22 protein-coding genes are annotated in these 22,131 nt (G+C 64.7%); 17 read left to right on the top strand and 5 right to left on the bottom strand.

The features are described from left to right. The first annotated feature begins 239 nt into the window (after positions 1-239). The 8 genes from rimP to murI all read left to right on the top strand — a co-directional run bounded on the left by rimP (position 240) and on the right by murI (position 8,640). Complete coding sequence (gene rimP / locus A3OO_RS0102075) at positions 240-995, top strand: ribosome maturation factor RimP (protein ID WP_026222606.1); 756 nt, start codon at positions 240-242, stop codon at positions 993-995. Positions 996-997: 2 nt separating this feature from the next. Continuing rightward, complete coding sequence (nusA, locus tag A3OO_RS0102070) at positions 998-2,593, top strand: transcription termination factor NusA (protein ID WP_018406171.1); 1,596 nt, start codon at positions 998-1,000, stop codon at positions 2,591-2,593. A gap of 16 nt (positions 2,594-2,609) precedes the next feature. Continuing rightward, the gene (locus tag A3OO_RS0102065) at positions 2,610-3,263 is read left to right on the top strand and encodes an RNA-binding protein (RefSeq protein ID WP_239753746.1); all 654 of its coding nucleotides are present in this window, start codon (positions 2,610-2,612) and stop codon (positions 3,261-3,263) included. A 37-nt stretch (positions 3,264-3,300) separates the two neighbouring features. Continuing rightward, on the top strand, positions 3,301-5,919 hold the full coding sequence (gene infB, locus A3OO_RS0102060; protein WP_018406169.1) for a translation initiation factor IF-2: 2,619 nt from the start codon (positions 3,301-3,303) through the stop codon (positions 5,917-5,919). A gap of 149 nt (positions 5,920-6,068) precedes the next feature. Next, the gene (gene rbfA / locus A3OO_RS0102055; RefSeq protein WP_026222605.1) at positions 6,069-6,497 is read left to right on the top strand and encodes a 30S ribosome-binding factor RbfA; all 429 of its coding nucleotides are present in this window, start codon (positions 6,069-6,071) and stop codon (positions 6,495-6,497) included. Beyond that, positions 6,494-7,396 (top strand): tRNA pseudouridine(55) synthase TruB, encoded by a 903-nt coding sequence (truB, locus tag A3OO_RS0102050; RefSeq protein WP_018406167.1) that lies wholly within the window; start codon positions 6,494-6,496, stop codon positions 7,394-7,396. The genes rbfA and truB overlap by 4 nt, the downstream gene beginning before the upstream one ends. A 114-nt stretch (positions 7,397-7,510) precedes the next feature. After that, positions 7,511-7,717 (top strand): hypothetical protein, encoded by a 207-nt coding sequence (locus A3OO_RS0102045; RefSeq protein WP_018406166.1) that lies wholly within the window; start codon positions 7,511-7,513, stop codon positions 7,715-7,717. Between the two features lie 101 nt (positions 7,718-7,818). Further along, entirely contained in the window at positions 7,819-8,640 is an 822-nt protein-coding gene (gene murI / locus A3OO_RS0102040) for a glutamate racemase (protein ID WP_018406165.1), read from the top strand. A gap of 48 nt (positions 8,641-8,688) precedes the next feature. Here murI and A3OO_RS0102035 read toward each other — a convergent pair whose 3' ends face one another. Beyond that, the gene (locus A3OO_RS0102035) at positions 8,689-9,945 is read right to left on the bottom strand and encodes a cytochrome-c peroxidase (protein ID WP_018406164.1); all 1,257 of its coding nucleotides are present in this window, start codon (positions 9,943-9,945) and stop codon (positions 8,689-8,691) included. A 316-nt stretch (positions 9,946-10,261) separates the two neighbouring features. On the opposite strand from A3OO_RS0102035, the gene A3OO_RS0102030 reads away from it, so the two are divergent. Then, on the top strand, positions 10,262-11,356 hold the full coding sequence (locus tag A3OO_RS0102030; protein WP_245257080.1) for a hypothetical protein: 1,095 nt from the start codon (positions 10,262-10,264) through the stop codon (positions 11,354-11,356). Between the two features lie 157 nt (positions 11,357-11,513). Further along, the gene (gene folE, locus A3OO_RS0102020) at positions 11,514-12,086 is read left to right on the top strand and encodes a GTP cyclohydrolase I FolE (protein ID WP_018406161.1); all 573 of its coding nucleotides are present in this window, start codon (positions 11,514-11,516) and stop codon (positions 12,084-12,086) included. Positions 12,087-12,103: 17 nt separating this feature from the next. Here the strand turns inward: folE and leuB are convergent, their stop codons facing one another. Next, positions 12,104-13,213: a 3-isopropylmalate dehydrogenase gene (gene leuB, locus A3OO_RS0102015; RefSeq protein WP_026222604.1), complete on the bottom strand. Its 1,110-nt coding sequence runs from the start codon at positions 13,211-13,213 to the stop codon at positions 12,104-12,106. Between the two features lie 246 nt (positions 13,214-13,459). On the opposite strand from leuB, the gene A3OO_RS0102010 reads away from it, so the two are divergent. The 3 genes from A3OO_RS0102010 (at position 13,460) to A3OO_RS0102000 (ending at position 16,814) form a co-directional block, all read left to right on the top strand. Further along, complete coding sequence (locus tag A3OO_RS0102010; RefSeq protein ID WP_018406159.1) at positions 13,460-13,936, top strand: hypothetical protein; 477 nt, start codon at positions 13,460-13,462, stop codon at positions 13,934-13,936. A 166-nt stretch (positions 13,937-14,102) separates the two neighbouring features. After that, a complete protein-coding gene (gene secG, locus A3OO_RS24510; protein WP_018406158.1) occupies positions 14,103-15,080 on the top strand; it encodes a preprotein translocase subunit SecG in 978 nt (325 codons plus the stop codon). Positions 15,081-15,185: 105 nt separating this feature from the next. After that, positions 15,186-16,814, top strand: a complete 1,629-nt coding sequence (locus tag A3OO_RS0102000; protein WP_018406157.1) for a CTP synthase — start codon at positions 15,186-15,188, stop codon at positions 16,812-16,814. Positions 16,815-17,004: 190 nt separating this feature from the next. Here the strand turns inward: A3OO_RS0102000 and A3OO_RS0101995 are convergent, their stop codons facing one another. The 3 genes from A3OO_RS0101995 to A3OO_RS24505 all read right to left on the bottom strand — a co-directional run bounded on the left by A3OO_RS0101995 (position 17,005) and on the right by A3OO_RS24505 (position 18,287). Then, the gene (locus A3OO_RS0101995; protein WP_018406156.1) at positions 17,005-17,295 is read right to left on the bottom strand and encodes a GIY-YIG nuclease family protein; all 291 of its coding nucleotides are present in this window, start codon (positions 17,293-17,295) and stop codon (positions 17,005-17,007) included. Positions 17,296-17,723: 428 nt separating this feature from the next. Continuing rightward, positions 17,724-18,122 (bottom strand): carboxymuconolactone decarboxylase family protein, encoded by a 399-nt coding sequence (locus A3OO_RS0101990; RefSeq protein ID WP_026222603.1) that lies wholly within the window; start codon positions 18,120-18,122, stop codon positions 17,724-17,726. Positions 18,123-18,155: 33 nt separating this feature from the next. Then, a complete protein-coding gene (locus A3OO_RS24505; protein WP_280642569.1) occupies positions 18,156-18,287 on the bottom strand; it encodes a hypothetical protein in 132 nt (43 codons plus the stop codon). 335 nt (positions 18,288-18,622) lie between these two features. Between A3OO_RS24505 and A3OO_RS0101980 the strand changes: the two genes are divergently transcribed. From A3OO_RS0101980 to A3OO_RS0101965, 4 genes are all read left to right on the top strand, one after another. Further along, a complete protein-coding gene (locus tag A3OO_RS0101980) occupies positions 18,623-18,928 on the top strand; it encodes a hypothetical protein (RefSeq protein ID WP_018406153.1) in 306 nt (101 codons plus the stop codon). Between the two features lie 209 nt (positions 18,929-19,137). Further along, on the top strand, positions 19,138-19,587 hold the full coding sequence (locus tag A3OO_RS0101975) for a baeRF12 domain-containing protein (RefSeq protein ID WP_026222602.1): 450 nt from the start codon (positions 19,138-19,140) through the stop codon (positions 19,585-19,587). A gap of 243 nt (positions 19,588-19,830) precedes the next feature. Then, the gene (locus A3OO_RS0101970; protein ID WP_018406151.1) at positions 19,831-21,051 is read left to right on the top strand and encodes an alpha/beta hydrolase; all 1,221 of its coding nucleotides are present in this window, start codon (positions 19,831-19,833) and stop codon (positions 21,049-21,051) included. Positions 21,052-21,185: 134 nt separating this feature from the next. After that, positions 21,186-22,082 carry a hypothetical protein gene (locus A3OO_RS0101965; protein ID WP_018406150.1) on the top strand — a complete coding sequence of 299 codons (897 nt, stop codon included), beginning with the start codon at positions 21,186-21,188 and terminating at the stop codon, positions 22,080-22,082. The last annotated feature ends 49 nt before the right edge of the window (positions 22,083-22,131 follow it).

The raw sequence follows: 22,131 nt of genomic DNA, 5'->3' as shown, positions 1-22,131 counted from the left end.
CTAATTCATAGACCGAACGGGAGAATTGACATCGCGACTCGGACTCTGACCTTCGTTGGTAGGCGACGATCGGCTGAGCGACTGGTTTCAAGATTTCTTGATTTTTCGCCCTTCCCCTGCCATATAGGGCCGAACTTCATCTCATAACGATCATTCTCGGATGATCGCCGATTGAGAGTGGGGCCCTCCGGGGACCCGCTCTTTTTGCTTTGATCGTTCGAGAGCTTCAAGGACAGCGCTTGACGCAAAACGCCGCCGCCAGCACGACCTTTGACGAACCGCGTCTCATCAGTGAGACCGGCGTCGCCGCGCGCGTCGCGCATCTTGTAGAGCCGGTGCTGGGGCAGTTGGGCTACCGACTCGTGCGCGTGCGGCTCTTGCAGCAGAACGGACCCATTCTGCAGATCATGGCGGAGCGTCCGGACGGAACGATGACCGTTAATGATTGCGAGGCGGCGAGCCAGGCGCTGTCGCCCGAACTCGACGTCGCCGATCTCATCGCCAGCGAATATCGACTGGAGATTTCTTCTCCGGGCGTCGATCGTCCGCTGGTGCGTCTGTCGGATTTTCACCGCGCCATCGGTCATGAGGTGAAGATCGAACTGACCCATCCCGTGGCGAGCGGACGCAAGCGTTTTCGCGGCGTCATTCGCGGCGTCGAAGGCGAGGGACAAGGCGCGACGCTTGCGCTGGAGCGCACCGACGCGCGCTCGGATGAGGAAAAAGCCGTGTCGCTGCCGCTCGCCGATCTCGACGAAGGCCGGCTGGTGCTGACCGAGGCGCTCATTCGCGAGTCGCTGCGGGCTGGAAAGCTCCAGCAGACTGAAGAGACTCAGGAGGAGGCGGACGCGGAGGAACGTCCGCGCCGCGGACCGGGACGCTTTCGCGGCCCCGCGCAACAGAAGCAGAAACCGCTGGCTCCGGCCGGCGTGCAAACCCAGTTCAAGAAGGCCGGCGGCAAACCAAAGCCCTCCGGCCGTTCGAGGGGAGACTAACAATGGCCGTCAGCGCCAACCGACTTGAGATTTTGCAGATCGCCGAAGCCGTCGCGCGCGAAAAGTCGATCGACCGTTCGATCGTCATCGCGTCGATGGAGGACGCGCTGCAGAAGGCGGCGCGCTCGCGCTACGGCCAGGAAACCGAGGTGCGCGCCGAGATCAACGCCAAGACAGGCGAAGTTCGCTTCTCGCGGCTGCTGCTCGTCGTCGACGAGGTCGAAAACGACTCGACGCAGATTTCGCTCGCCGAAGCGCGCAAGCGCAATCCGGCGGCGCAGTCCGGCGACTGGATCTCGGAGACGCTGCCTCCTTTCGACTTCGGCCGCATCGCCGCGCAGTCTGCAAAGCAGATCATCGTGCAGAAAGTGCGCGAGGCCGAGCGCGACCGCCAGTATGAAGAATACAAGGATCGCATCGGCGAAATCGTCAACGGCGTGGTCAAGCGCGTCGAATACGGCAATGTCGTCATCGACCTTGGCCGCGGCGAAGCCATTATCCGCCGCGACGAGATGATCCCGCGCGAAATGTTCCGCCCGGGCGATCGAGCCCGCGCCTATGTCTACGATGTGCGCCGCGAGCAGCGGGGCCCGCAGATCTTCCTCTCGCGCACCCATCCGCAATTCATGGCGAAGCTGTTCAAGCAGGAAGTGCCGGAGATCTATGACGGCGTGATCGAGGTGAAGTCGGTGGCGCGTGATCCCGGTTCGCGCGCCAAGATCGCTGTGGTGTCGCGCGATTCCTCGATCGATCCGGTCGGCGCCTGCGTCGGCATGCGCGGCTCCCGCGTTCAGGCGGTCGTCGGCGAGCTGCAGGGCGAACGCATCGACATCATTCCCTGGTCCGCGGACGCCGCGACCTTCATCGTTAATGCGCTGCAGCCGGCGGAAGTGGTCAAGGTCGTCCTCGACGAGGACAGTTCACGCATCGAGGTCGTGGTGCCTGACGATCAGCTTTCGCTCGCGATCGGGCGGCGCGGCCAGAATGTGCGTCTCGCCTCACAGCTGACCGGCTGGGACATCGACATTCTCACGGAGGCCGAAGAGTCGGAGCGCCGGCAGAGGGAATTCGTCGAGCGCACGAAGTCGTTCATGAACGCCATCGACGTCGACGAGGTCGTTGGCCGGCTGCTGGCGTCCGAGGGCTTCCGTTCGGTCGAGGAGCTCGCCTATGTCGAACTTCCCGAACTCGCGACGATCGAGGGCTTCGACGAGGATACCGCCGCCGAAATCCAGAACCGCGCCAAGAACTATCTGGAGCGCATCGAGGCGGAGAACGAAGAGCGCCGCAAGGCGCTGGGCGTCGCCGACGACCTGCGCGAGATCGAGGGCCTGACGACCGCGATGATGGTGAAGCTCGGCGAGAACGACGTGAAGACGATGGAGGATTTCGCCGGCTGCGTGCCGGACGACCTCGTCGGCTGGAGCGAGAAGAAGGATGGCGAGACGGTCAAGCACGAGGGCTATTTCGAGGGCATTGACCTGTCGCGTGAAGAGGCTGAAGCGATGATCATGTTCGCGCGGGTGCGCGTGGGCTGGATCGAGGAGCCGGTGGCGCCGGCCGAGGTCGAGGCTGAAGCTCAGGCGGAAGGCGAATAGCGGATTGATCGAGGGCATGACGCGCGAGCCGCATGTTTCGGAGAGGACCTGCATCGTGACGCGCCAGAGCGGCGCGCCCGAGGCGATGATCCGCTTTGTGCGCGGGCCGGACGGCGCGCTCGCGCCCGACATCAAGGCGCGGCTTCCGGGCCGCGGCGTCTGGGTGACGGCGCGCGCCGACGTCGTTGCGCAGGCGGCGCAAAAGCGTCTGTTTGCGCGCGCGCTGAAGACACAGATCGACGCCGCGCCGCAATTGGCCGAGGACGTCGACCGATTGCTCGAAGCTGATTGTCTGCAGATGCTGTCGCTGGCCAATAAGGCGGGCGCCGTTGTTGCAGGCTTCGGCAAGGTCGCCGACGCCCTCGCGCAAGGTTCTGTCCGCGCGCTGATCGAAGCCCGCGACGGCGGCGAAGACGGCAAGCGCAAGCTTGCCCAAGCTGCCCGGCGCGCCGGGTCGACGACCCCCGTCATCGGCTTATTTTCGTCGCTGCAATTGGATTTGGCGTTGGGCCGCACAAATGTGATACATGCTGCCCTCGCCGGGAGCGGTCCCACGACGGCTTTCATCGGGCGATGCCGTCGACTCGCCGCCTATCGGGGCGTATGCATCGACGGCGCGACGGCGGCGGGCGACGAAAACGAGGCGAAGCCGAACGGCTGCGCAGACTGAAGTTAACGGGTCGTAGCGACCCAGGATTGGGAACTGGATGAGCGAAGGCGAGAACAGCGGCGACAAAACTCTGACCGTCGCGCCGTCGAAGACGTTGCACTTAAAGCAACGACCGGTCGAGCACGGCATGGTCCGTCAGAGCTTCTCCCATGGCCGCTCAAAAGTGGTCGTGGTCGAGAAGGTGAAGCGCCGCGCGCCCGGACACGTCGAGCCGGCGAAGCCGGCCGGCGCGACGGCCCCGATTGCGGAGCCGCCGGCGCCGCCGCCGAAGGCCGCGCCGAGATCCGAGACACAGCGTTCGGCGCCTGCGCCGCGCTCCGGCTCGGGCGTTGTGCTGCGCGCGTTGACCGATGAGGAGCGCGAGGCGCGCGCCCGCGCGCTCGTCGATGCGAAATCGCGCGAAGAGGACGATCGCCGCCGCGCGGAAATCGACGCCAAGGCGCGCAACGAACGCGAGGAGCGCGAGCACGCCGAGCGCGCCGCCGCCGACGCGCGCAAGCGCGAGGAAGAAGAGCGTCTCGCGCGCGAAGCCGAATCGAAACGCAAGTCTGAGGAAGAAGCGCGTCGCCGGCTGCCCGGTGACGCCGCCGGCGTTGCGGCGCCGCGCAGTTCCGTCGGGGCTGCCGCGCCTGGTCCGGCCGGCGCCCGCGCGCCCATTCGCACAGAGGGCGAAACCGCGGTGCGACGACCGCCCGTGCGCACCATCGGCGGCTTCACGCCGCCCGCGCCGCCGCGCCCGACCCCCTCTCGCGGCGGGGCCATGAAAGATCGCGGCCGGCTGACGGTCTCCACCGCCACGGCCGGAACCGACGAAGAACGGACGCGCTCCGTCGCCTCCTTCAAGCGCCGCCAGCAGCGGTTGTTCCGCGGCCAGGTGGAGCAGAAGGAAAAAGTTCTGCGTGAGGTGATCCTTCCCGAGACGATCACCATTCAGGAACTCGCGAACCGCATGTCGGAGCGCGCGGTCGACGTCATCCGCCTGCTGATGAAGCAGGGCGAGATGCACAAGATCAACGACGTCGTCGACGCTGATACGGCGCAGCTCGTCGCGGAAGAGATGGGCCACACGGTCAAGCGCGTCGCCGAATCCGACGTCGAGGAAGGCCTGTTCGACACGCCCGACGTCGACGTCGATCTCACGGCGCGGCCGCCTGTCGTCACGATCATGGGCCACGTCGACCACGGCAAGACGTCGTTGCTCGACGCCATTCGCCAGGCCAATGTCGTCTCCGGCGAAGCCGGCGGCATTACCCAGCATATCGGCGCCTATCAGGTGACGGCCCCCAACGGTCACGCCATCACCTTCATCGACACGCCCGGCCACGCCGCCTTTACGGCGATGCGCGCCCGCGGCGCCAAGGTCACGGACATTGTGGTGCTGGTCGTCGCGGCTGACGACGGCGTCATGCCGCAGACGATTGAGGCGATCAATCACGCCCGCGCCGCTCATGTCCCGCTGATCGTCGCCATCAACAAGATCGACAAGCCGGACGCCAAGCCTGAGCGGGTGCGCACCGAACTACTGCAGTATGAAGTGCAGGTCGAATCCATGGGCGGCGACACGCTCGAAGTCGAAGTCTCGGCGAAGCAGCAGACCAATCTCGACAAGCTGCTCGAGCTGATCGCGCTTCAGTCCGAGGTGCTTGACCTCAAGGCCAACGCCGATCGCGCCGCCGAAGGCACGGTCATCGAGGCGCGGCTCGACCGGGGTCGAGGGCCTGTGGCGACCATGCTGGTTCAGCGCGGCACGCTTCACGTGGGCGACATTGTCGTCGCCGGAACCCAATGGGGCCGCGTGCGCGCGCTGCTCGATGACAAGGGCGCCGCGCGTCCCGAAGCCGGCCCGAGTTTCCCTGTCGAGATTCTGGGTTTCAGCGGCACGCCGGAAGCCGGCGACCGCGTGGCCGTCGTCGAGTCGGAAGCCCGCGCCAGAGAGATCGCCGAATATCGCGAGCGGATGAAGCGTGACAAGATCGCCGCGCGCGGCGGTTCGGCGCGCGGTTCGCTTTCCGACATGATGAGCCAGCTCAAGACGGCGGGCCGCAAGGAATTCCCGCTCGTCATCAAGGGCGACGTGCAGGGCTCGGTCGAAGCTATCGCCGCGGCGCTCGAAAAGCTCGGCACCGAAGAGGTCGGGGCGCGCATCGTGCATGCCGGCGTCGGCGGCATCTCGGAATCCGATATTTCGCTCGCCGAAGCCTCCAACGCCGCGGTCATCGGCTTCAACGTGCGCGCGCACAAAGAGGCGCGCGACGCAGCGGAACGCGCCGGCATCGAGATTCGCTACTACAACATCATCTACAATCTCGTGGATGACGTGAAGGGCGCGATGTCCGGCCTGCTGGCGCCGACGCTGCGCGAAACCCTGCTGGGCAATGCAACGATCCTCGAGGTCTTCGATATTTCGAAGGTCGGCAAGGTCGCTGGCTGCCGCGTGACGGATGGCAATGTCGAGCGCGGCGCCAATGTGCGGCTCATCCGCGACAATGTCGTCGTGCATGAGGGCAAGCTCTCGACGCTCAAGCGCTTCAAGGACGAGGTCAAGGAAGTCGCCGCTGGACAGGAATGCGGCATGGCTTTCGAGAACTACCAGGACATGCGCGCCGGCGACGTCATCGAGTGCTATCGCGTCGAGGAAATCAAGCGAACGCTGTAAGCGGCGCTCGCCGCCGCGAAACGTCATGGCCGGGCGCGTCCCGGCCATCCTCGTCGCGCTGAGCCGCGCTACCTTCATTCATTACGCTTCATGCGCGGGATGTCCGCCACAGGCGCGGGCGTGAGACGACTGCAATTACCGGGTCCAAAATGTCCAGAGCTCATCACTCACAGGCCGGGGCGCCGTCGCAGCGCATGTTGCGCGTCGGCGAACTCGTTCGTCACGCCGCCGCGCGCCTGCTCACGCGCGGCGAAATCAGCGATCCGGTGCTCGAACAGCATGTCGTGACCGTTTCGCGGGTGAAGATGAGTCCCGATCTCAAGCTCGCGACGATTTACGTCGTTCCGCTTGGCGGCAAGGATGAGCCTGAGGTGCTCGCCGCGCTGGATCGCCACAAGCGATTTTTGCGCGGGGAGATCGTGCAAGAGGTGAATTTGAAGTTCGCGCCCGAAATCCGCTTTCGCATCGACGACACATTCGACAATGTGTCGCGCATCGACGCGCTGCTCAGTTCCGACCGTGTGAAGCGCGATCTCGCCGATGGCGACGACGCCAAAGAGGATGGCGTTGAGGAATGAGCAAAAAAAAATCGGACCGAGTCGTCGTGGACGGCTGGTTGGCGCTGGATAAGCCTGTCGGCCTGACGTCCACGCAGGCGGTGTCGCGCCTCAAGCGCATCTATAACGCCCAAAAGGCCGGCCATGCGGGCACGCTCGATCCGCTCGCGTCCGGCATTCTTCCCGTCGCCTTCGGAGAAGCGACCAAGACCGTGCCCTTCGTTCAGGACGGCGAGAAGGCCTATCGTTTCACCGTGCATTGGGGCGTCGAGACCGACACTGACGACGCCGACGGTCGGGGCGTGCGGGAGAGCGCTGTGCGGCCGGAGCGCGCCGCGATCGAAGTTCTGCTGCCGCAGTTCGTCGGCGAGATTTTGCAGACGCCGCCGCAGTTCTCGGCGATTAAAATCGCCGGCGAGCGCGCCTATGACATCGCCCGCGAGGGCGAGCTGGTCGATTTGAAGCCGCGCGTGGTCAAGATCCGCTCGCTGACGTTGATCGACGCGTCTCGCGACGACGCGACCTTCGTCATGGAATGCGGCAAGGGCGCCTATGTGCGCGCGATTGCGCGCGATCTCGGTCGGGTTTTGGGCTGTTTCGGCCATGTCACGGCGCTGAGACGCACCCGCGTCGGGCCTTTTGTCGAGGACGACGCCTATACGCTCGACGAGATCGAAAATCAGAACATGGCCGCAGAGGCGCTGCTGTCGGTCGAAGCCGGATTGGCCGAACTGCCTTGCGTCGTTGTCGATCGCGACATGGCGGCGCGGCTGCGGCGTGGCGGCTCGGTGATTTTGCGGGGCCGCGACGCGCCGCATGAGGGCATTGTCTACGCCGCTTGCGGCGGCGTGCCGGTCGCCTTCGGCGAAATCGTCCAGGGCGCGCTCGCGCCGGCGCGGGTGTTTAATCTTCCGTTCTGAGCCTATTCGACAATCGCGACGCAGCCGGACGATGCTGCGGGCAATTCGTCGGCAAGCCGATCCAGCGAGGACCGGCGCATTCGACGGCGAAGCCAGCCGCTATTTAGGGTTTTGATGGCGCGCGCCCAAAACCTCGGCCAGCGGCGCCTTTCGCGTGGTTTCGCGAAAGCGCATGAGATCATCAATCGCGCGATTAATCTCCGCCTGTTTGACGCCAGGTTCCGCCGCTCGGCCTGTGATGCGACGCGCCTGCCTCGTGATTTCTTCAGAAGTTCCGCCAGCGCGGGCCTGAGGGTGTTTTACATCTCGCATGATGCCTAATCTCGACGGGTTAGAACAACCCGTCAAATATTGTCCTCGACCGACCGGCAGTTGATCTTGTCACGGGAATCCTGTCCTATTCGCTTCGAGATTCGCCGCACATGACCCCTCCGCCCAAACTCCTCGTCTTCGACTCAGGCCTTGGCGGCCTCACGGTTTTCGCCGAGACCGTCAAGCTGCGCCCGCACGGGGATTATGTGTATTGCGCGGATGACGCCGGCTTCCCTTATGGGTCCTGGAAGGAGCCGGAGCTCGTCGAACGCGTGATGGAACTGATGGAGAGGCTGATCGCCGAGCACGCGCCGGACATCGTGGTCATCGCCTGCAACACCGCGTCGACGATCGTTCTGCCCTATTTGCGCGTGCATTGGCCGGCATTGCCTTTCGTCGGCACGGTGCCGGCGATCAAACCGGCGGCGGAGCGCACACGGTCAAGGATGATTTCCGTGCTCGGCACGCAGGGCACGGTGGCGCGCGACTATACGCAAAACCTGATCGAGCAATTCGCCGCACATTGCTCGGTGACGCTCGTCGGCTCGAAACGCTTGGCGGGTCTCGCTGAGAGCTACATGCATGGGGAAGGCGTGAGAGACGCGGACATCGGCGCCGAGATCGCACCCTGTTTCAAGGAAGAAGGCGGCAGGCGCACGGACGCCATCGTTCTCGCCTGCACGCATTATCCGCTGCTGATCGACGAGTTCAAACGTCTTGCGCCCTGGCCCGTCGAGTGGATCGACCCCGCGCCGGCGATCGCGCGGCGCGCGGATCAATTGCTTGGCGAGCGCTTCGGCGCGGACGCGCCGGGACGCCAGCCGGTCTCCCGTAGCATCATCTTCACGAGCGGCGCTCGTCCCCCGGCGCCGCTCGTCGCAGCGCTCGCGCGCTACGGCCTTGCGTGGACCGCTGTTGTCCCTACCGCCTAGTGCGGGGCGTGGTCGAGTTTCGCCAAAGCGCTAATGTTCCAGAAGGCGTTATGGTTTGTTCCGATCGGTCAATGTTTCGAGAAACGCGACGATGGCGTCGATGTCCTTTTCGGACAGCCGCGGCTTTTGCCCGGGCTTGCGATCGTAGGGAACCTCGTCGACGTTGACGTTTTCATGCGCGGACGCCGGCAGGTCGTCATATTTTTCCGGCTTGCCGCTTCGGTCTTTCGGGTACCAGTGACCAGGATCGGTGTCGCGCGTCGCGTAAAAGGCGACGACGTCGCGCAGCTTGTCGAAGACGCCATTGTGCAGATAGGGGCCGGTGACGGCGATGTTGCGCAAGGTCGGCACTTTGAAGGCGCCGCAGACGCTCTCGACCTTGAAGCCCGCGGGAGCGACTTCAGCGAGTCCCGGTAGCGCACACAGGCCGAGATCGGGAGCTGAATCAGCCTTCGCCGCGCTCGGAATCGCTCTGTTTCTTGGACCGCCGAGCGCGTCATAGGTGAAATCGGTGAAGAGCCAGTCCTGCGGATTGCGCGAATCCTCCTTGCCGGCGTGGCAGGCGAGGCAATTGCCCTTCTTGGGGTCCTTGAAGAGTTCGAAGCCCTTCTTCTCCAGCGCCGTCAACTGCGCTTGCCCGCGCAGATAATCGTCGAATTTGGACGCGAAGGGATGAAAGCGTGCGCTCGCCTCGAAGGCGACGACCGCTTGCGCGAGCTTCACGAAAGCGGCGTCCGGATCGGCGAAAACTTTGTCGCCATAGACCTGGCGGACAAGGTCGGCGTAGGCGCCGCCCTGCACCGTGTCGACGACGAAGCGCTTCGAAGGCGCGTTCATTTCGAGCGGATCGAGCATCGGACCTTCGACCTGGGCGAGGAGATCGTGTGCGCGGCCATCGAAAAACTGTCCGCCAGCCGGAATTTTTTCGATCTTGCCGGTTTCTTCGTCCTTATCGTCGATGAATTCGAAAGGCGGCGCGAAGGACGCATACATGATCGACGGCGTGTTGCGCTTGCCCAGAGACGTCGGCAGCGAGCCCCGCGCCACGGCAGCGACGTTCGAACCATTATTGCCTTGAAAGGCCGTCGCAGCGTCATGGCAGGAGGCGCAGGAGACGCCCGCCGGTCGCGACAGGCTCGCGTCCTCGAACACCCGCTTGCCGAGGAGTTCCAGCGCCGTCAGGCCGCGTTCGTCCGCCGCGCCGGCGCGAGGTGGCGCAGGCTGCGCGTGGAGCGGGGAGCCGAGCACTGCGAAGACGGCGCAAAGCGCGGCTTGGCGCGCCTTGCGTAGACAGGAAAGGGTCACTTGAGCAGCCCGTTGGAGAAGAAAGCGCGTTTCTCCGCGCCTTCCGAAACTTTAGGAATCGCGCGGCGCAAAGGTCAATTTCGTTAATTTGGATATCTTCCAGCAAGGCTGCGAATTTACGCCGCATGCCGCGCGCGCCAGCAGCAAGCTGCGCCGTCAACTCACATCCAACAGACTGAAATTAACCAGTTTTAATGTCCTCAAAGCAACCCGGCGCAGTACAGCCACATTTTAACGTTTGTCTGGGCGCGGATGGTGCGACCGCGCGCGACTCATCGCGGAGTTTTTTGGCGCGCGCCAATGAAAGGGTTCAGGCATGATGGATATCGGCGACGATAAGGAGCTGATGGCTGAATTTGCCGAGTTTAAGGAGCTGCTGCGCCGCGACCTCGGCCACGCCCCCGAGCCAACTGCTGCGCCGGCTCAGGGCTTCGAGCGCCCGCCAACGAATGCAGCGATCAATCCGGGTCCTTCTCCTCAAGCGCCGCGCGCAGAGGAAGCTTGGAGCGCGGTCCATGCGACCGACGAAGAATTCTACGACGAGCCGGAGGACGAACGCGAAGGCGGCCGTCGGGCCTTGTTCTTCGCGGCGGCCGCGGTGGTTATCGCCGGACTGGCCGCCCTGACCTGGGTCTTGGGGCCGTGGAGCGCGGTCGGGCCGAGCGAGGATCCGGCGCTGGCCACGGCGCCGCCTTTGGCCGCTCCGGAAGCCGCTGAACCCGTTCTCGGTAGCGCCGCGCCGCAACCGCAGGACGCCGCGCCGACGGATGAGACCGCCAAAGCGCCCGCGCTTGAGGAAAGCGCCACGGCGCCGGCCGAGCCTGCGGCGGCCGCGGAGCCCGCGTCTGGCGCGGACCTCCAGTCGGAGCCAGCGCCGTCGGCAGGCGCGGCGATGATGCCGACCAATCCGGCGGCTGCGCCGCTTGGCGCGACCATTCCTGTTCCCACCGGCGCCGCCGCTGCGCCGCAACTCGCGCCACTGCCCACGGCGCCGCTGCCCACGACGGCGACGGCGCCAACGCCCATGAGGGCGACGACGCCAATGACGGCGACAGCGCCGGCGGCTCCTGCGCCGTCATCGCCGCCGGCGGCGGTTCCGCCCAAAGCCGCGGCGCTGACGCCGCCGCAAGCGGCTGCGCCCGCCGCGCCGGTTTCAACGCCGCCGGCCGCCGCTGACCAAACGGTTGAAACGCCAAAGCCCGCGCCGCGCGCAAAGGTCGTGAAGCAGAAGAAGCCGGCGAAGCCGGTGGCCAGCCGACCCAAACCAGCCGCCGAGGCGCCGGTGGCCGTGGCGGCGCCTGAGCCGGCGCCGGTCGCGCCGCCTCCACCGCCCGCGAGCGACGGACCTTTCGGCTTCGTCAAGCGCTCGGTGAACTCGGTCGGATCGGCCATCGGCGGCCTCGTACGCTGACCTGAGAACGGCTCCATTCGAAACGCCGGCGCCAGCGCGTCGGCGTTTTTCTTTTGGCGAATGGATCAGCAGTGGCCTTTGCCAAACGCCATAGCCTGTGACTTTATCCAGGGCTGGGCGGGCGCGTCCGCCTCGAAGATCCTGGAGAGCTGAAGGCATGGCCAAACCCACTCAAGCTGACGCAGAGGCGGCCGTGCGGGTTCTCATCGAATGGGCGGGAGACGATCCTAGTCGCGAGGGTCTGATCGACACGCCGGAGCGTGTGGCGCGCTCCTACCGCGAGCTTTTCGCGGGCTATGGAGTCGATCCGCGCGACTACCTCAAGCGCACCTTCGACGAGGTCGGCGGCTATGACGAGCTCGTGGTCCTCAAGGACATTCGCGTCGTCAGCTTCTGCGAGCACCACATGTTGCCAGTGACCGGGCGCGCGCATGTCGGCTATCTGCCGAACAATCGCGTGGTCGGCATCTCCAAGCTCGCGCGCGTCGTGCATGGCTTCGCGCGAAGGCTGCAGATTCAGGAAAAGCTCACCGCCGAGATCGCCGAAGCGATCCAGGATATTCTGGAGCCGCAGGGCGTCGGCGTCGTCATCGAGGCGGAGCACAGCTGCATGACGCTGCGCGGCGTCAACACAACCGGCTCGCTCTTAACGACGAGCCGCCTGCTCGGCGTCATCCGCGACGACCCGCGCACCCGCGAGGAATTCCTCGGCATGGTGCACGGGAAGTAAATCGCGCGGAGCCTGTTCTAGGACAGCGCCGTCTTCAGCTCCGCCACAATCGCGTCGCCCATCTCTTTCGTTGAGACGGTCGAGGGCGCGTCGCCCTTGATGTCGGCCGTGCGCAGACCCTTCGCCAGCACATTGGCGATCGCCGCGTCGATCGCGTCGGCCGCCTTTGGCAGATCGAAGCTGTAACGCAGGGCCATGCCGAGCGAACCGATCATGGCGATCGGATTGGCGATGCCCTTGCCGGCGATGTCGGGCGCCGAACCATGGCACGGCTCATACATCGCGTGACGCTTGCCCGCTTCATTCGCGGCTCCAAGCGAGGCCGACGGCAACATGCCGAGCGAGCCGGTGAGCATCGCGGCTTCATCCGACAGCATGTCGCCGAAGAGATTGTCGGTGACGATCACGTCGAACTGTTTGGGCCAGCGCACGAGCTGCATGCCAAGCGCGTCGGCGAGCATATGTTCGAGCGTCACGTCGGCATATTCGCGCTTATGCAGCGCGGTGATGACTTCGCGCCACAGATAGCCCGATTTCATCACGTTCGACTTCTCGGAGGAGGTCACCTTGTTGCCGCGCTTGCGCGCCAGTTCGAAGGCGACCCGGCCGATGCGCTCGATCTCGTAGGTCTCGTAGACCTGCGTATCGACGGCGCGCTTCTGGCCATTGCCGAGATCGGTGATCTCCTTCGGCTCGCCGAAATAGACGCCGCCCGTCAATTCGCGCACGATCATGATGTCGAGACCGTCGACGATCTCGCGCTTCAAGGAAGAGGCGTCGGCCAGCGCCGGATAGCAGATCGCCGGACGCAGATTGGCGAAAAGCCCCAAGTCCTTGCGCAGTCGCAGGAGGCCGGCTTCGGGCCGCACGTCATAAGGCACGCCGTCCCATTTCGGCCCGCCGACGGCGGCGAGCAGCACGGCGTCGGCCTCATGCGCGCGTTTCATGTCGGCTTCGCTGATCGCTTGCTTATGCGCGTCATAGGCGGCGCCGCCGACGAGCCCCCGCTCGACCTCGAAGCTGGCGACGCCCGCTTCGTTCAGAACGGCGAGAACCTTCTCGGCCTCGGCGGAAATTTCCGGTCCGATGCCGTCGCCCGGCAGGAGCAGAAGCTTGTAAGCGGCCATGAATACCTCGTCGTCGGCTTTGAAACTCGCGTCGTGAATAGAGCGCGCGACAAGGCGACGCAACCGCACGAAATTTCATTTTGTCGTGCGACAATTCGCCTGCCGCGCCGCCCTTGCCGCAGCGCGTTAAGCCGTGCAGCTTGAAAAATGTCAAACGCAAGGGGGCTTCGCGCGAGACGCGTCAATCAATGAGCGACGTCCGCGGGAAGCGATGCGCAGGCTCTGCGCAGTTGGGAGACGCTTGAGATGAAGAGCTACACAACCATCGTGCATATCATGGCGCTTAGCCTGTTCGGCGCCCTCGCCGGCGCGGCGCCCGCCAAGGCTTTCTGCCTCGTCAATTGCGAGCCCAAGCCCGAGCACGCGAAGCAGGTCTTTGAAAATCTCATCAAGAAGAAATTCGACAAGGACGTCGTGATCGAGGACTTCAAGGTTACGCGCTTCTGGCCGCTCGATGTCGAAGGGGCCGGTCACGCCGGTTACGAGTTCTACTACACGGCGAAAGTGCGCTTCCCGAAGGGCGCCAATCTCGAGTGCAAGCCGGAGGGCGGCGCGAAACCCGGCTGCTCCGATAACACGAGCTATTATTCGACGACGATCCAGAACCAGATGATCAAGGACAAGCAATATATCGAGCCGGGCAGGGTCATCGACTTCAGTGACGAGACGCGATTCGACGAAGAAGGCTCGAAGTGGAAGGGCCAGGACGGCAATTTTTATTGAGCGGCGTCCGAGGCTCTCATTGATCGCGAGCCGCCCGGCTCGCGATTCTTCGTTTAGGCGGCTGATCGCACGGTCTTATCCCCTTCCGCGCGCGCGGCGCTTGGTGTAAAAGGCCGCCCAACGATTGCGCGTCGAGTTCGGCTCAGGCGCGGCTGGAAGGGTGCACATGCAGCAGGTCATTATCGCGATCCACCTGATGGTGGTGACGGCGCTCGTCATTCTGGTGCTTTATCAAAAGTCGGAGGGCGGCGCGCTCGGCATGGGCGGCGGCAGCGGCGTTTTCACCGGCCGCGGCCAGGCCAATGCGCTCACCCGCGCCACGGGCATCCTCGCGACGATCTTCTTTATCACCAGCATCGCGTTGACCGTGCTGCCGGCCTGGGAACGGCGCAGCGAGGGCGGCGACGACTGGACCAAGGCGCTTGATCCAGGATCGATCCAGATCAAGGAGCTTCCCAAGACCGAAGGCAAGGGCGGGCAGGCCGCGCCTGAAACGGCGCCCGAACCCGGCAAGGACAGCATTTTCGAGCAGCTCCAGCGCGCCCAGCAGAAGCGCCAGCAGAGCGCGCCCGTAGAGGCGCCGCCCGCCGTCGCGCCGCCACCGGCCGCAACCCCGCCAGCGACGACTCCGCCCGCCGCCGAGGCGCCGGCGCTGCGCCCGTCGCAGGAGCCCGCTCCGCAGGCTCCGGCCGCTGAAGCGCCGAAGCCTGTCGCGCCGCCTGCCGAAGCTCCCAAGGCGGATGTTCCCAAGCCGGAAGCGATTGCTCCCGCAGCGCCGCCGGCCGCCGAAGCGCCCAAGCCTGAAGCCTCGAAGCCTGACGCCTCGAAGACTGACGGCTTGAAGTGGGAAGCGCCGAAGACGGAGGCCCCGGCGACGACGGCTCCGCAGGCCCCGGCCGCGGAAGCCCCCAAGCCCGTCGCGCCGCCTGTCGAAGCCCCCAAGGCGGAAACTCCCAAGGTTGCGCCCGCCGCCGAAGCGCCGAAGCCTGACGCCTCGAAGAGTGACGGCTTGAAGTGGGAAGCGCCGAAGACGGAGGCTCCAGCCGCGCCGGCTCCGCAGGCTCCGGCCGCGGAAGCCCCGAAGCCCGCAGCGCCGGAAACCAAGCCCGCGCCTTCGACGATCTGGAAAGCGCCGACCCAGTAGCGGGCGTCAAATCCGCCATCCGATGATCTTGGCTGGGGGCAACCGCCCCCGGCCCGATAGAATCCGCTATTAGAATCGCTGGAAAGGCGTTAGGCGTTAGGTCCCATGGCGCGGTACATCTTCATCACCGGCGGCGTGGTCTCCTCACTTGGCAAGGGTTTGGCGTCGGCGGTGCTCGGCGCGCTGTTGCAGGCGCGCGGCTATACGGTCCGGTTGCGCAAGCTCGATCCGTATCTCAACGTCGATCCGGGCACGATGTCGCCCTATCAGCACGGCGAGGTCTTCGTCACCGACGACGGCGCGGAGACCGATCTCGACCTTGGACATTATGAGCGCTTCACCGGCCGCCCGGCCTCGAAGCAGGATAATGTCACCACCGGCCGCATCTACCAGGACATCATCAGCAAGGAGCGGCGCGGCGATTATCTCGGCGCGACGATCCAGGTCATTCCGCATGTGACCAACGCCATCAAGGAGTTCGTCGTTGATGGCAATGAGAACGTCGATTTCGCGCTGATCGAGATCGGCGGCACGGTCGGCGACATCGAGGGCCTGCCGTTCTTCGAGGCGATCCGCCAGCTCAAGAACGATCTGCCGCCGCATCACTGCATCTATATCCATTTGACGCTGCTGCCGTACATCCCGAGCGCCGGCGAGTTGAAGACCAAGCCGACGCAGCATTCGGTGAAAGAGCTGCGTTCGATCGGCATTCAGCCCGACATTCTGCTCTGCCGCACCGACCGCGAGATTCCGCGCGAGGAGCGTCGCAAACTCGGACTCTTCTGCAATGTGCGCGAACAGGCGGTGATCGAGGCGCGTGACGCCGCCAACATCTATGACGTGCCGCGCGCCTATCACTCGGCGGGGTTAGACGCGCAGGTGCTCGCCGCCTTCGGCATCGAGCCCGCGCCAAAGCCCGACATGAGCCGCTGGAACGCGGTGACGCAGCGCATCAACAATCCCGAGGGCGAAGTCACCATCGCGGTGGTGGGCAAATACACCGAGATGAAGGACGCCTATAAGAGCCTCATCGAGGCGCTGGCGCATGGCGGTCTCGCCAACCGCGTGAAGGTCAATCTCGACTGGATCGAATCGGAGATTTTCGAGAGCGCCGACCCGGCCGCGCATCTTGAACATGTGCACGGCATTCTCGTTCCGGGGGGCTTTGGCCAGCGCGGCGCCGAGGGCAAGATTTTGGCCGCGCGTTTCGCGCGCGAGCGCGGCGTTCCCTATTTCGGCATCTGCTTCGGCATGCAGATGGCGGTGATCGAGGCCGCCCGCGCGCTCGCCGGAATCGACAAGGCGAATTCGACGGAGTTCGGCCCCTGCGCCGAGCCGGTCGTCGGCCTGATGACCGAATGGCTCAAGGGCAACGAACTCGAAAAGCGCGGCGTCGGCGAGGGGCTCGGCGGCACCATGCGTCTTGGCGCTTTTCCGGCGCTGTTGAAGCCGGAGTCGCGCATCGCCGGCATTTACGGCGCGACGGAGATCTCCGAGCGCCACCGCCATCGCTATGAGGTGAATTTCGCCTATCGCGAGCGCTTAGAGGACTGCGGGCTGTTGTTCGCGGGCTCTTCGCCCGACGGCCTCTTGCCCGAGACGGTCGAAATCCCCGGCCACCCCTGGTTCATCGGCGTGCAATATCACCCCGAGTTGAAGTCGCGTCCCTTCGAGCCGCACCCGCTGTTCGCAAGTTTTATCGCGGCGGCGAAGGCGCAGAGCCGGTTGGTGTGACATAGCAGTTCCATTCGGCCGGAATGCGTTTCAGCCCCGTCATGGCCGGGCTTGTCCCGGCCATCCACGTTGGGACGATTCGTGAATGCTGCAAGGCTCGCGCAACGGCGCCACGTGGATGCCCGGCACAAGGCCGGGCATGACGCGGAGAGAATGCGCCTCTCGAAATGCGCCGCGATTGTTGCGCCGATCAGTTCGCCAAGTCCTCATATAAGTCGCGCCACTCGGGATTCATCTCGAGAATGAGCCGGACCTTCCACGTGCGCGGCCAATGCTTCATCGTCTTCTCGCGCTGGATCGCCGTGCGGATATCGTCGTGCGGTTCGTACCAGACGAGGCGCTTGAGGCCATAGAATTGTGTGAAGCCTCGACTGCGGCCCTCGCGGTGCTCGAAGGCGCGGCGCGCGAGATCGTTGGTGACGCCGAGGTAGAGCGTCCCATTGGGCTGATTGGTCATGATGTAAACCCAGCCGCCCCGCATCAGGGGATGGTGACGGCATCGCGTTAGAGAAACAACCCACCGTCATGGCCGGGCTTGTCCCGGCCATCCACGCCGTGAGGCTGCGCAAATGCTGCGGGGTTCGCGCAGCGGCGCCGCGTGGATGCCCGCGACAAGCGCGGGCATGACGCGGAGAGGATGCGCCTCGCGCCGATCGAGACTCGATGCGGTAAGTGGGCTTTAACGCGAGAAGTTGGTCGTGATCGGCGCAACCGTTCAGTTCGTCATGGCCGGGCTTGTCCCGGCCATCCACGTCTAGAGGTTACGCGAATGCTGCGAGGCTCGTGCGGACGGCGCCGCGTGGATGCCCGGCACAAGGCCGGGCATGACGCGGAGAGGATGCGATAAGTAGAGCAACAAAGAGGGCCTTTCCAACAGCGCTCACCTCACCCCAACTCACTACACCTACCTCACCTCACCTCATATTCCTCATCGATCGGCACGCCGAGCGCGGTGACGAGTCGGTTCGTTTCCGACGCCATGCCGACGATCGCCACCACTTCGCGATATTCCTCTTCGCTCATGCCCTTCGCGCGGGCGTTCGCCGTGTGCGAATGGATGCAATAGGGACAGGCATGGGCGATGGAGACGGCGATGTAGATCATCTCCTTGACCTTCGGCTCCAACACGCCCGGCCCCATCACCTCTTTCACGCTCTCCCAGGTGCGCTTCAGCGTCACGGGATCATGCGCGAGCGCGCGCCAGAAGTTATTGATGAAATCGCTTTTGCGCGTCGCGCGAATGTCGGCGAAGACGGCGTTCGCTTCGGGCGAGAGGTCTTCGTCGGTGAGCAGTCGAACCGTGGCCATGATTTTTTCCGTTTGATGCGAAGACAGCACGCGTCATTTGTTGGGAGGGTTGGCGGCGGCGGGCCATGTGCGGGGGCCCGGATTGACATGATAGTTCACGCCGCAGCCCGAAAGCGCCGAGGCGATCACGGCAAGCAATATCAATTTGACAAGCGTTGTTCGCATCTTCCTCTCCTGCGCCATTGACGTTCCGTTTTTGTCAGAAAAACCCCACACGCGCCCTTTGAATCGCTGCGTTTTCGGCTTGTGACAATGGCGCGTGTTTTGCTTCTCGCGGCGAGCGACACGCGCGCGTGCAGGGAGAAGAACGCAGGACGTCAGCGAGCCCGGCTCGCCCGAGTTTTCTGCCTCATTTCAAGGCGGTGCGCCAATTTGACCGAGCCGCGCCCAATTGACGCGCGATATGCTGCAGCGCACAATGTTCGCCATATGGCTGCGCTACACGATTCGACCGGCGGGGCGCGCGCCCGTCGAATTGTCCGCGCGGCGAGGAGGTCACAATGGAATCGGTCAAACAGTGGTTTCAGGACTGGTCGGACGCGTGTGAATACGCCAAGGAATGCGCCCCCGACTTTTCCTTCCTGTCGTCTTTCGCCTTTGGCGAACCCTATACGGCGCTCTTCAGCATCGCCGGCGTCTGCTGGCTGGTCTGGGCGCTCAATGAGCGCGCGATCAAGCGCAAAGCCGCACTCCTGCGGGCAAGGGCCGTAAAGGCGGAAAGCTGCGCGGAGTCGCGCGACGCCGCGCTGCGGGATATGACGCGGGCGCCCGTCGAAGACGACAAGAAAGAAAAGCTCGCGGCGTGATGCGGCGAAGCGCGCATTGAACGCGCCCAGCCGCGCGCTATCCTTGCGTTAGAGCGCTCTTCGTAAAGGGGCGCGTAACGGCTGTCGGGCTTGTGACCCAACTCCCGCGAGGATATGACGCCCGCATGACGCGGCTGCGCGCCGCAGCCGAGCGGCCTCGCCTGACGTCCAGAATTGATGAGAACGACGTTGGAAGGCGAGGGAGCATCATGAGCGAATTTTCCGTCGGCAACGGCGCCTGGGTATTGGTCGGAGACGGCCGCCGGGCGCTCTTTTTTCAAAACCATGGCGACGCCGAGCTCCTCGACCTTCGCGTCGTCGAGACGCGGGTCGACGACAATCCGCCGACGCATGAGCAGGGAACGGATCGTCCCGGCCGCAGCTTCGCGTCCTTCTCGCCGGGCCGAAGCGCCATGCAAAATACCGACTGGCATGAGCTGGAGGAGGAGCGCTTCGCCCGCGCCATGGCGGACCGCATCAATCAGGCGGCGGAATCAGGAGAATTGGACGCCATCGCCATTGTCGCGCCGCCAAAGGCGCTCGGCGAAATCCGCAAGGAGCTGTCCGTCAAGGCGCAGAGCAAGGTCGTCGGCGAACTCGCCAAGGACCTGACCCGCCATCCGCTCAAGGATATCGAAAAGGCGCTGACCCGCGGTTGAGAGGCAGGGGAAAGTTTTTGAGGCTTTCCCCTGCGCAGTCGGAGGCGATTCGTCCCAGCCCCGCCTCCGACGCTCGCCTCTTCAGCGAGCGTGGCCATAATGGCGCATTCCTCTCAAGAAATCAGTGCGGCTGCGCACAACGCGCGAAACTGTCGCAATTGAGCCGCAAAGATGAGGGACGGAGCGTGTTTGGCTTCGCCTGAGCGGCGACGCTGCGGATGAACACTTGAGTACAGGCGGCGTATGGGGCGCGGGCGGATTATCTTGGCGGCGCTTCTGGCGCTCGCGTTCAGCGCTTGTTCGAGCCGGCCGCACGGCACGCTTGTCGCGACGCATCAGGTTGCGCCTGGCGCCAGCGTCGTCGATCTTTTGGTCGTCACCACCAGACAGCCGAATGACTCCGAGCCCGGCGTCATGTTTTCGGGCGAACGCGGACACGGCGTTCATTTCGCCGATATCGCCGTCTCGATCCCGCCAGACGCCTCGCGCGCGGTCGGGGAAGTGCAGTGGCCGGATGGGCCGACTCCCAACCCGGCCATCCAATTCGCCACCGTGCGCGCCGAGGTACTGAGCAGGGAGGCGGCGCTCGCGGACTTCAACGCCCGCATCCGCAAGACGCCCAAGCGGCAGGTGCTTCTCTTCGTCCACGGCTTCAACACGCGTTTCGAGGAGGCGGTCTACCGCTTCGCGCAGATCGTCCACGACTCGCGCGCGGACGTCACGCCGGTGCTGTTCACCTGGCCGTCGCGCGGCCGGCTGCTGCAATATGGCTACGACCATGAGAGCGCCAGCTATTCGCGCGACGCCCTGGAGCTCGTGCTGCAGGCGCTGCAGCGTGACCGGGACGTCGGCGAGATCTCGATCCTCGCGCATTCCATGGGCAATTGGGTGACGCTGGAAGCGCTGCGCCAGATGGCGATCCGCAACGGTCAGATCGGATCGAAAATCCAGAACGTCATGCTCGCCTCGCCGGACGTCGATTTCGACGTCTTCCGGCGTCAGATCGCCGAGATCGGCGGCGTTCGACCTTCGATCTTTACGCTGTTCGCCTCGCGCGACGACGACGCGCTCGCGGCGTCCCGCCGCTTCTGGGGCAATACGCGTCTGGGCGCCGTCGATCCGAAGGCGTCCCCCTATCAGGAGGTCCTCGACCGGGATCGGGTGAAGGTCGTCGATCTGACGGGCATCGCCACCAGCGATCCTTTGGAGCATAGCAAGTTCGCGTCTTCTCCCCAGGTCGTGCGCTCCATCGGCGCCAGGCTGGCGCAGGGTCAGCCGCTAAGAGACGGACAGGCGGGCATCGGCGATCACCTTGGAATCGCGACCGCGGGGGCGGTTTCGGCGGTCGGCGGCGTGGCCGGGGCGGCGGTCGCTGCGCCCTTCGCCATTGTCGATCCGGCGACGCGCGAGAATTTGAGCGAACATCTGGGCGCCGCTGGTCAAAAGCTTGATCTGCAATATTAATTTAACACAGCTGTGAATTCGATGCGTCTGGTGGTCCTATTTTGGAGGGCTGTTGCCGCAATGTCACAGCCAGCGAGGCTGAAGCCCTTTAGGGTCGACAGCTCGCGACGATCACCCACGGGACTACAATAGCAATGTCATACAAGCGTCAGCTTCTCGCCGTTCTGGCGGTCGCCCTCGCTGCGTCTTCAGCGCGCGCCGAGGGTCCGACCTGGTGGAAGGCTCCGCTCTCGGAAAACCCCGGATCCAAGCGCGCCGTCGACGGCGTCAACGGCAAGCTTGAAGGTTTTGGCGGCGGCTCTGACTGGGTGGGCTTCGCGCGTTTGAACAACGCCTCGGCCGGCGGGATGGGGGCGATCACGGCCCCCGTCGGCGACCGTTTCGGCCTTCAGGTCGACGCGATCGCGGCGGCGCATCGCGGCTTCTTCGTGAGCGGCGGCGCCGGACACGCCTTCTGGCGCGATCCGAGCGTGGGCCTCCTCGGCGGCTATGGCGCGATCGCTCACGACAAGCGTCTCGACGACACGCGTTTCCGCGTCGGCGCTGAAAGCGCCTATTACTATGGACCGTTCTCGCTCTCCAGCATCGCCGGCTATGAGGAGAGCGCGGGCCATTTCTTCACGCCGCTGGGCTATGGACCCGGATATCTCGCCTATCAGTGGCAGCCGCGGCGCGGGCGCTTCTTCGACATGTTCGATATCAGCGTCTATCCGACCTACAACGTCAAAATATCGGTCGGCCATCGTTACGTCGGCGGGCGGCATGCGGCCGCGCTCAGCGGCGAGGCGCTCATCTGGAATCTCGGCCATTCCGCGATCACCGGCTTCATCGAAAGCCGCGTGGGCGAGAATGATTATAAGGCGGTCTGGGGCGGCATTCGCATCTATCTCGGCGAGAGCGACAAGACTCTCATCAGCCGACACCGCGAAGACGACCTGCCCAATTGGCTGAAGGACGACATGTTCGCATCTCAGAACAGCGTTCGCGTCGGCGCGACGCCCGTCTTTTTCCCGACCCTGCAGCAGCCTTGAAGCCGCCGCGCTGCGCCCGATATGCGGGACGCAGCGTGAGCAGGCGCGA

It is taken from the genome of Methylocystis rosea SV97 (assembly GCF_000372845.1).
Taxonomy (GTDB): domain Bacteria; phylum Pseudomonadota; class Alphaproteobacteria; order Rhizobiales; family Beijerinckiaceae; genus Methylocystis; species Methylocystis rosea.
This window is presented reverse-complemented; position numbering and strand designations above follow the sequence as displayed.

What these genes read in the sequence shown, in the direction of transcription:
- nusA (WP_018406171.1), top strand. Translation starts at nt 998, where the DNA reads ATGGCCGTCAGCGCCAACCGACTTGAGATTTTGCAGATCGCCGAAGCC.
- A3OO_RS0102065 (WP_239753746.1), top strand. Translation starts at nt 2,610, where the DNA reads ATGACGCGCGAGCCGCATGTTTCGGAGAGGACCTGCATCGTGACGCGC.
- infB (WP_018406169.1), top strand. Translation starts at nt 3,301, where the DNA reads ATGAGCGAAGGCGAGAACAGCGGCGACAAAACTCTGACCGTCGCGCCG.
- rbfA (WP_026222605.1), top strand. Translation starts at nt 6,069, where the DNA reads ATGTCCAGAGCTCATCACTCACAGGCCGGGGCGCCGTCGCAGCGCATG.
- truB (WP_018406167.1), top strand. Translation starts at nt 6,494, where the DNA reads ATGAGCAAAAAAAAATCGGACCGAGTCGTCGTGGACGGCTGGTTGGCG.
- A3OO_RS0102045 (WP_018406166.1), top strand. Translation starts at nt 7,511, where the DNA reads ATGGCGCGCGCCCAAAACCTCGGCCAGCGGCGCCTTTCGCGTGGTTTC.
- murI (WP_018406165.1), top strand. Translation starts at nt 7,819, where the DNA reads ATGACCCCTCCGCCCAAACTCCTCGTCTTCGACTCAGGCCTTGGCGGC.
- A3OO_RS0102030 (WP_245257080.1), top strand. Translation starts at nt 10,262, where the DNA reads ATGATGGATATCGGCGACGATAAGGAGCTGATGGCTGAATTTGCCGAG.
- folE (WP_018406161.1), top strand. Translation starts at nt 11,514, where the DNA reads ATGGCCAAACCCACTCAAGCTGACGCAGAGGCGGCCGTGCGGGTTCTC.
- leuB (WP_026222604.1), bottom strand. Translation starts at nt 13,213, where the DNA reads ATGGCCGCTTACAAGCTTCTGCTCCTGCCGGGCGACGGCATCGGACCG.
- A3OO_RS0102010 (WP_018406159.1), top strand. Translation starts at nt 13,460, where the DNA reads ATGAAGAGCTACACAACCATCGTGCATATCATGGCGCTTAGCCTGTTC.
- secG (WP_018406158.1), top strand. Translation starts at nt 14,103, where the DNA reads ATGCAGCAGGTCATTATCGCGATCCACCTGATGGTGGTGACGGCGCTC.
- A3OO_RS0102000 (WP_018406157.1), top strand. Translation starts at nt 15,186, where the DNA reads ATGGCGCGGTACATCTTCATCACCGGCGGCGTGGTCTCCTCACTTGGC.
- A3OO_RS0101995 (WP_018406156.1), bottom strand. Translation starts at nt 17,295, where the DNA reads ATGCGGGGCGGCTGGGTTTACATCATGACCAATCAGCCCAATGGGACG.
- A3OO_RS0101990 (WP_026222603.1), bottom strand. Translation starts at nt 18,122, where the DNA reads ATGGCCACGGTTCGACTGCTCACCGACGAAGACCTCTCGCCCGAAGCG.
- A3OO_RS24505 (WP_280642569.1), bottom strand. Translation starts at nt 18,287, where the DNA reads ATGCGAACAACGCTTGTCAAATTGATATTGCTTGCCGTGATCGCCTCG.
- A3OO_RS0101980 (WP_018406153.1), top strand. Translation starts at nt 18,623, where the DNA reads ATGGAATCGGTCAAACAGTGGTTTCAGGACTGGTCGGACGCGTGTGAA.
- A3OO_RS0101975 (WP_026222602.1), top strand. Translation starts at nt 19,138, where the DNA reads ATGAGCGAATTTTCCGTCGGCAACGGCGCCTGGGTATTGGTCGGAGAC.
- A3OO_RS0101970 (WP_018406151.1), top strand. Translation starts at nt 19,831, where the DNA reads ATGGGGCGCGGGCGGATTATCTTGGCGGCGCTTCTGGCGCTCGCGTTC.
- A3OO_RS0101965 (WP_018406150.1), top strand. Translation starts at nt 21,186, where the DNA reads ATGTCATACAAGCGTCAGCTTCTCGCCGTTCTGGCGGTCGCCCTCGCT.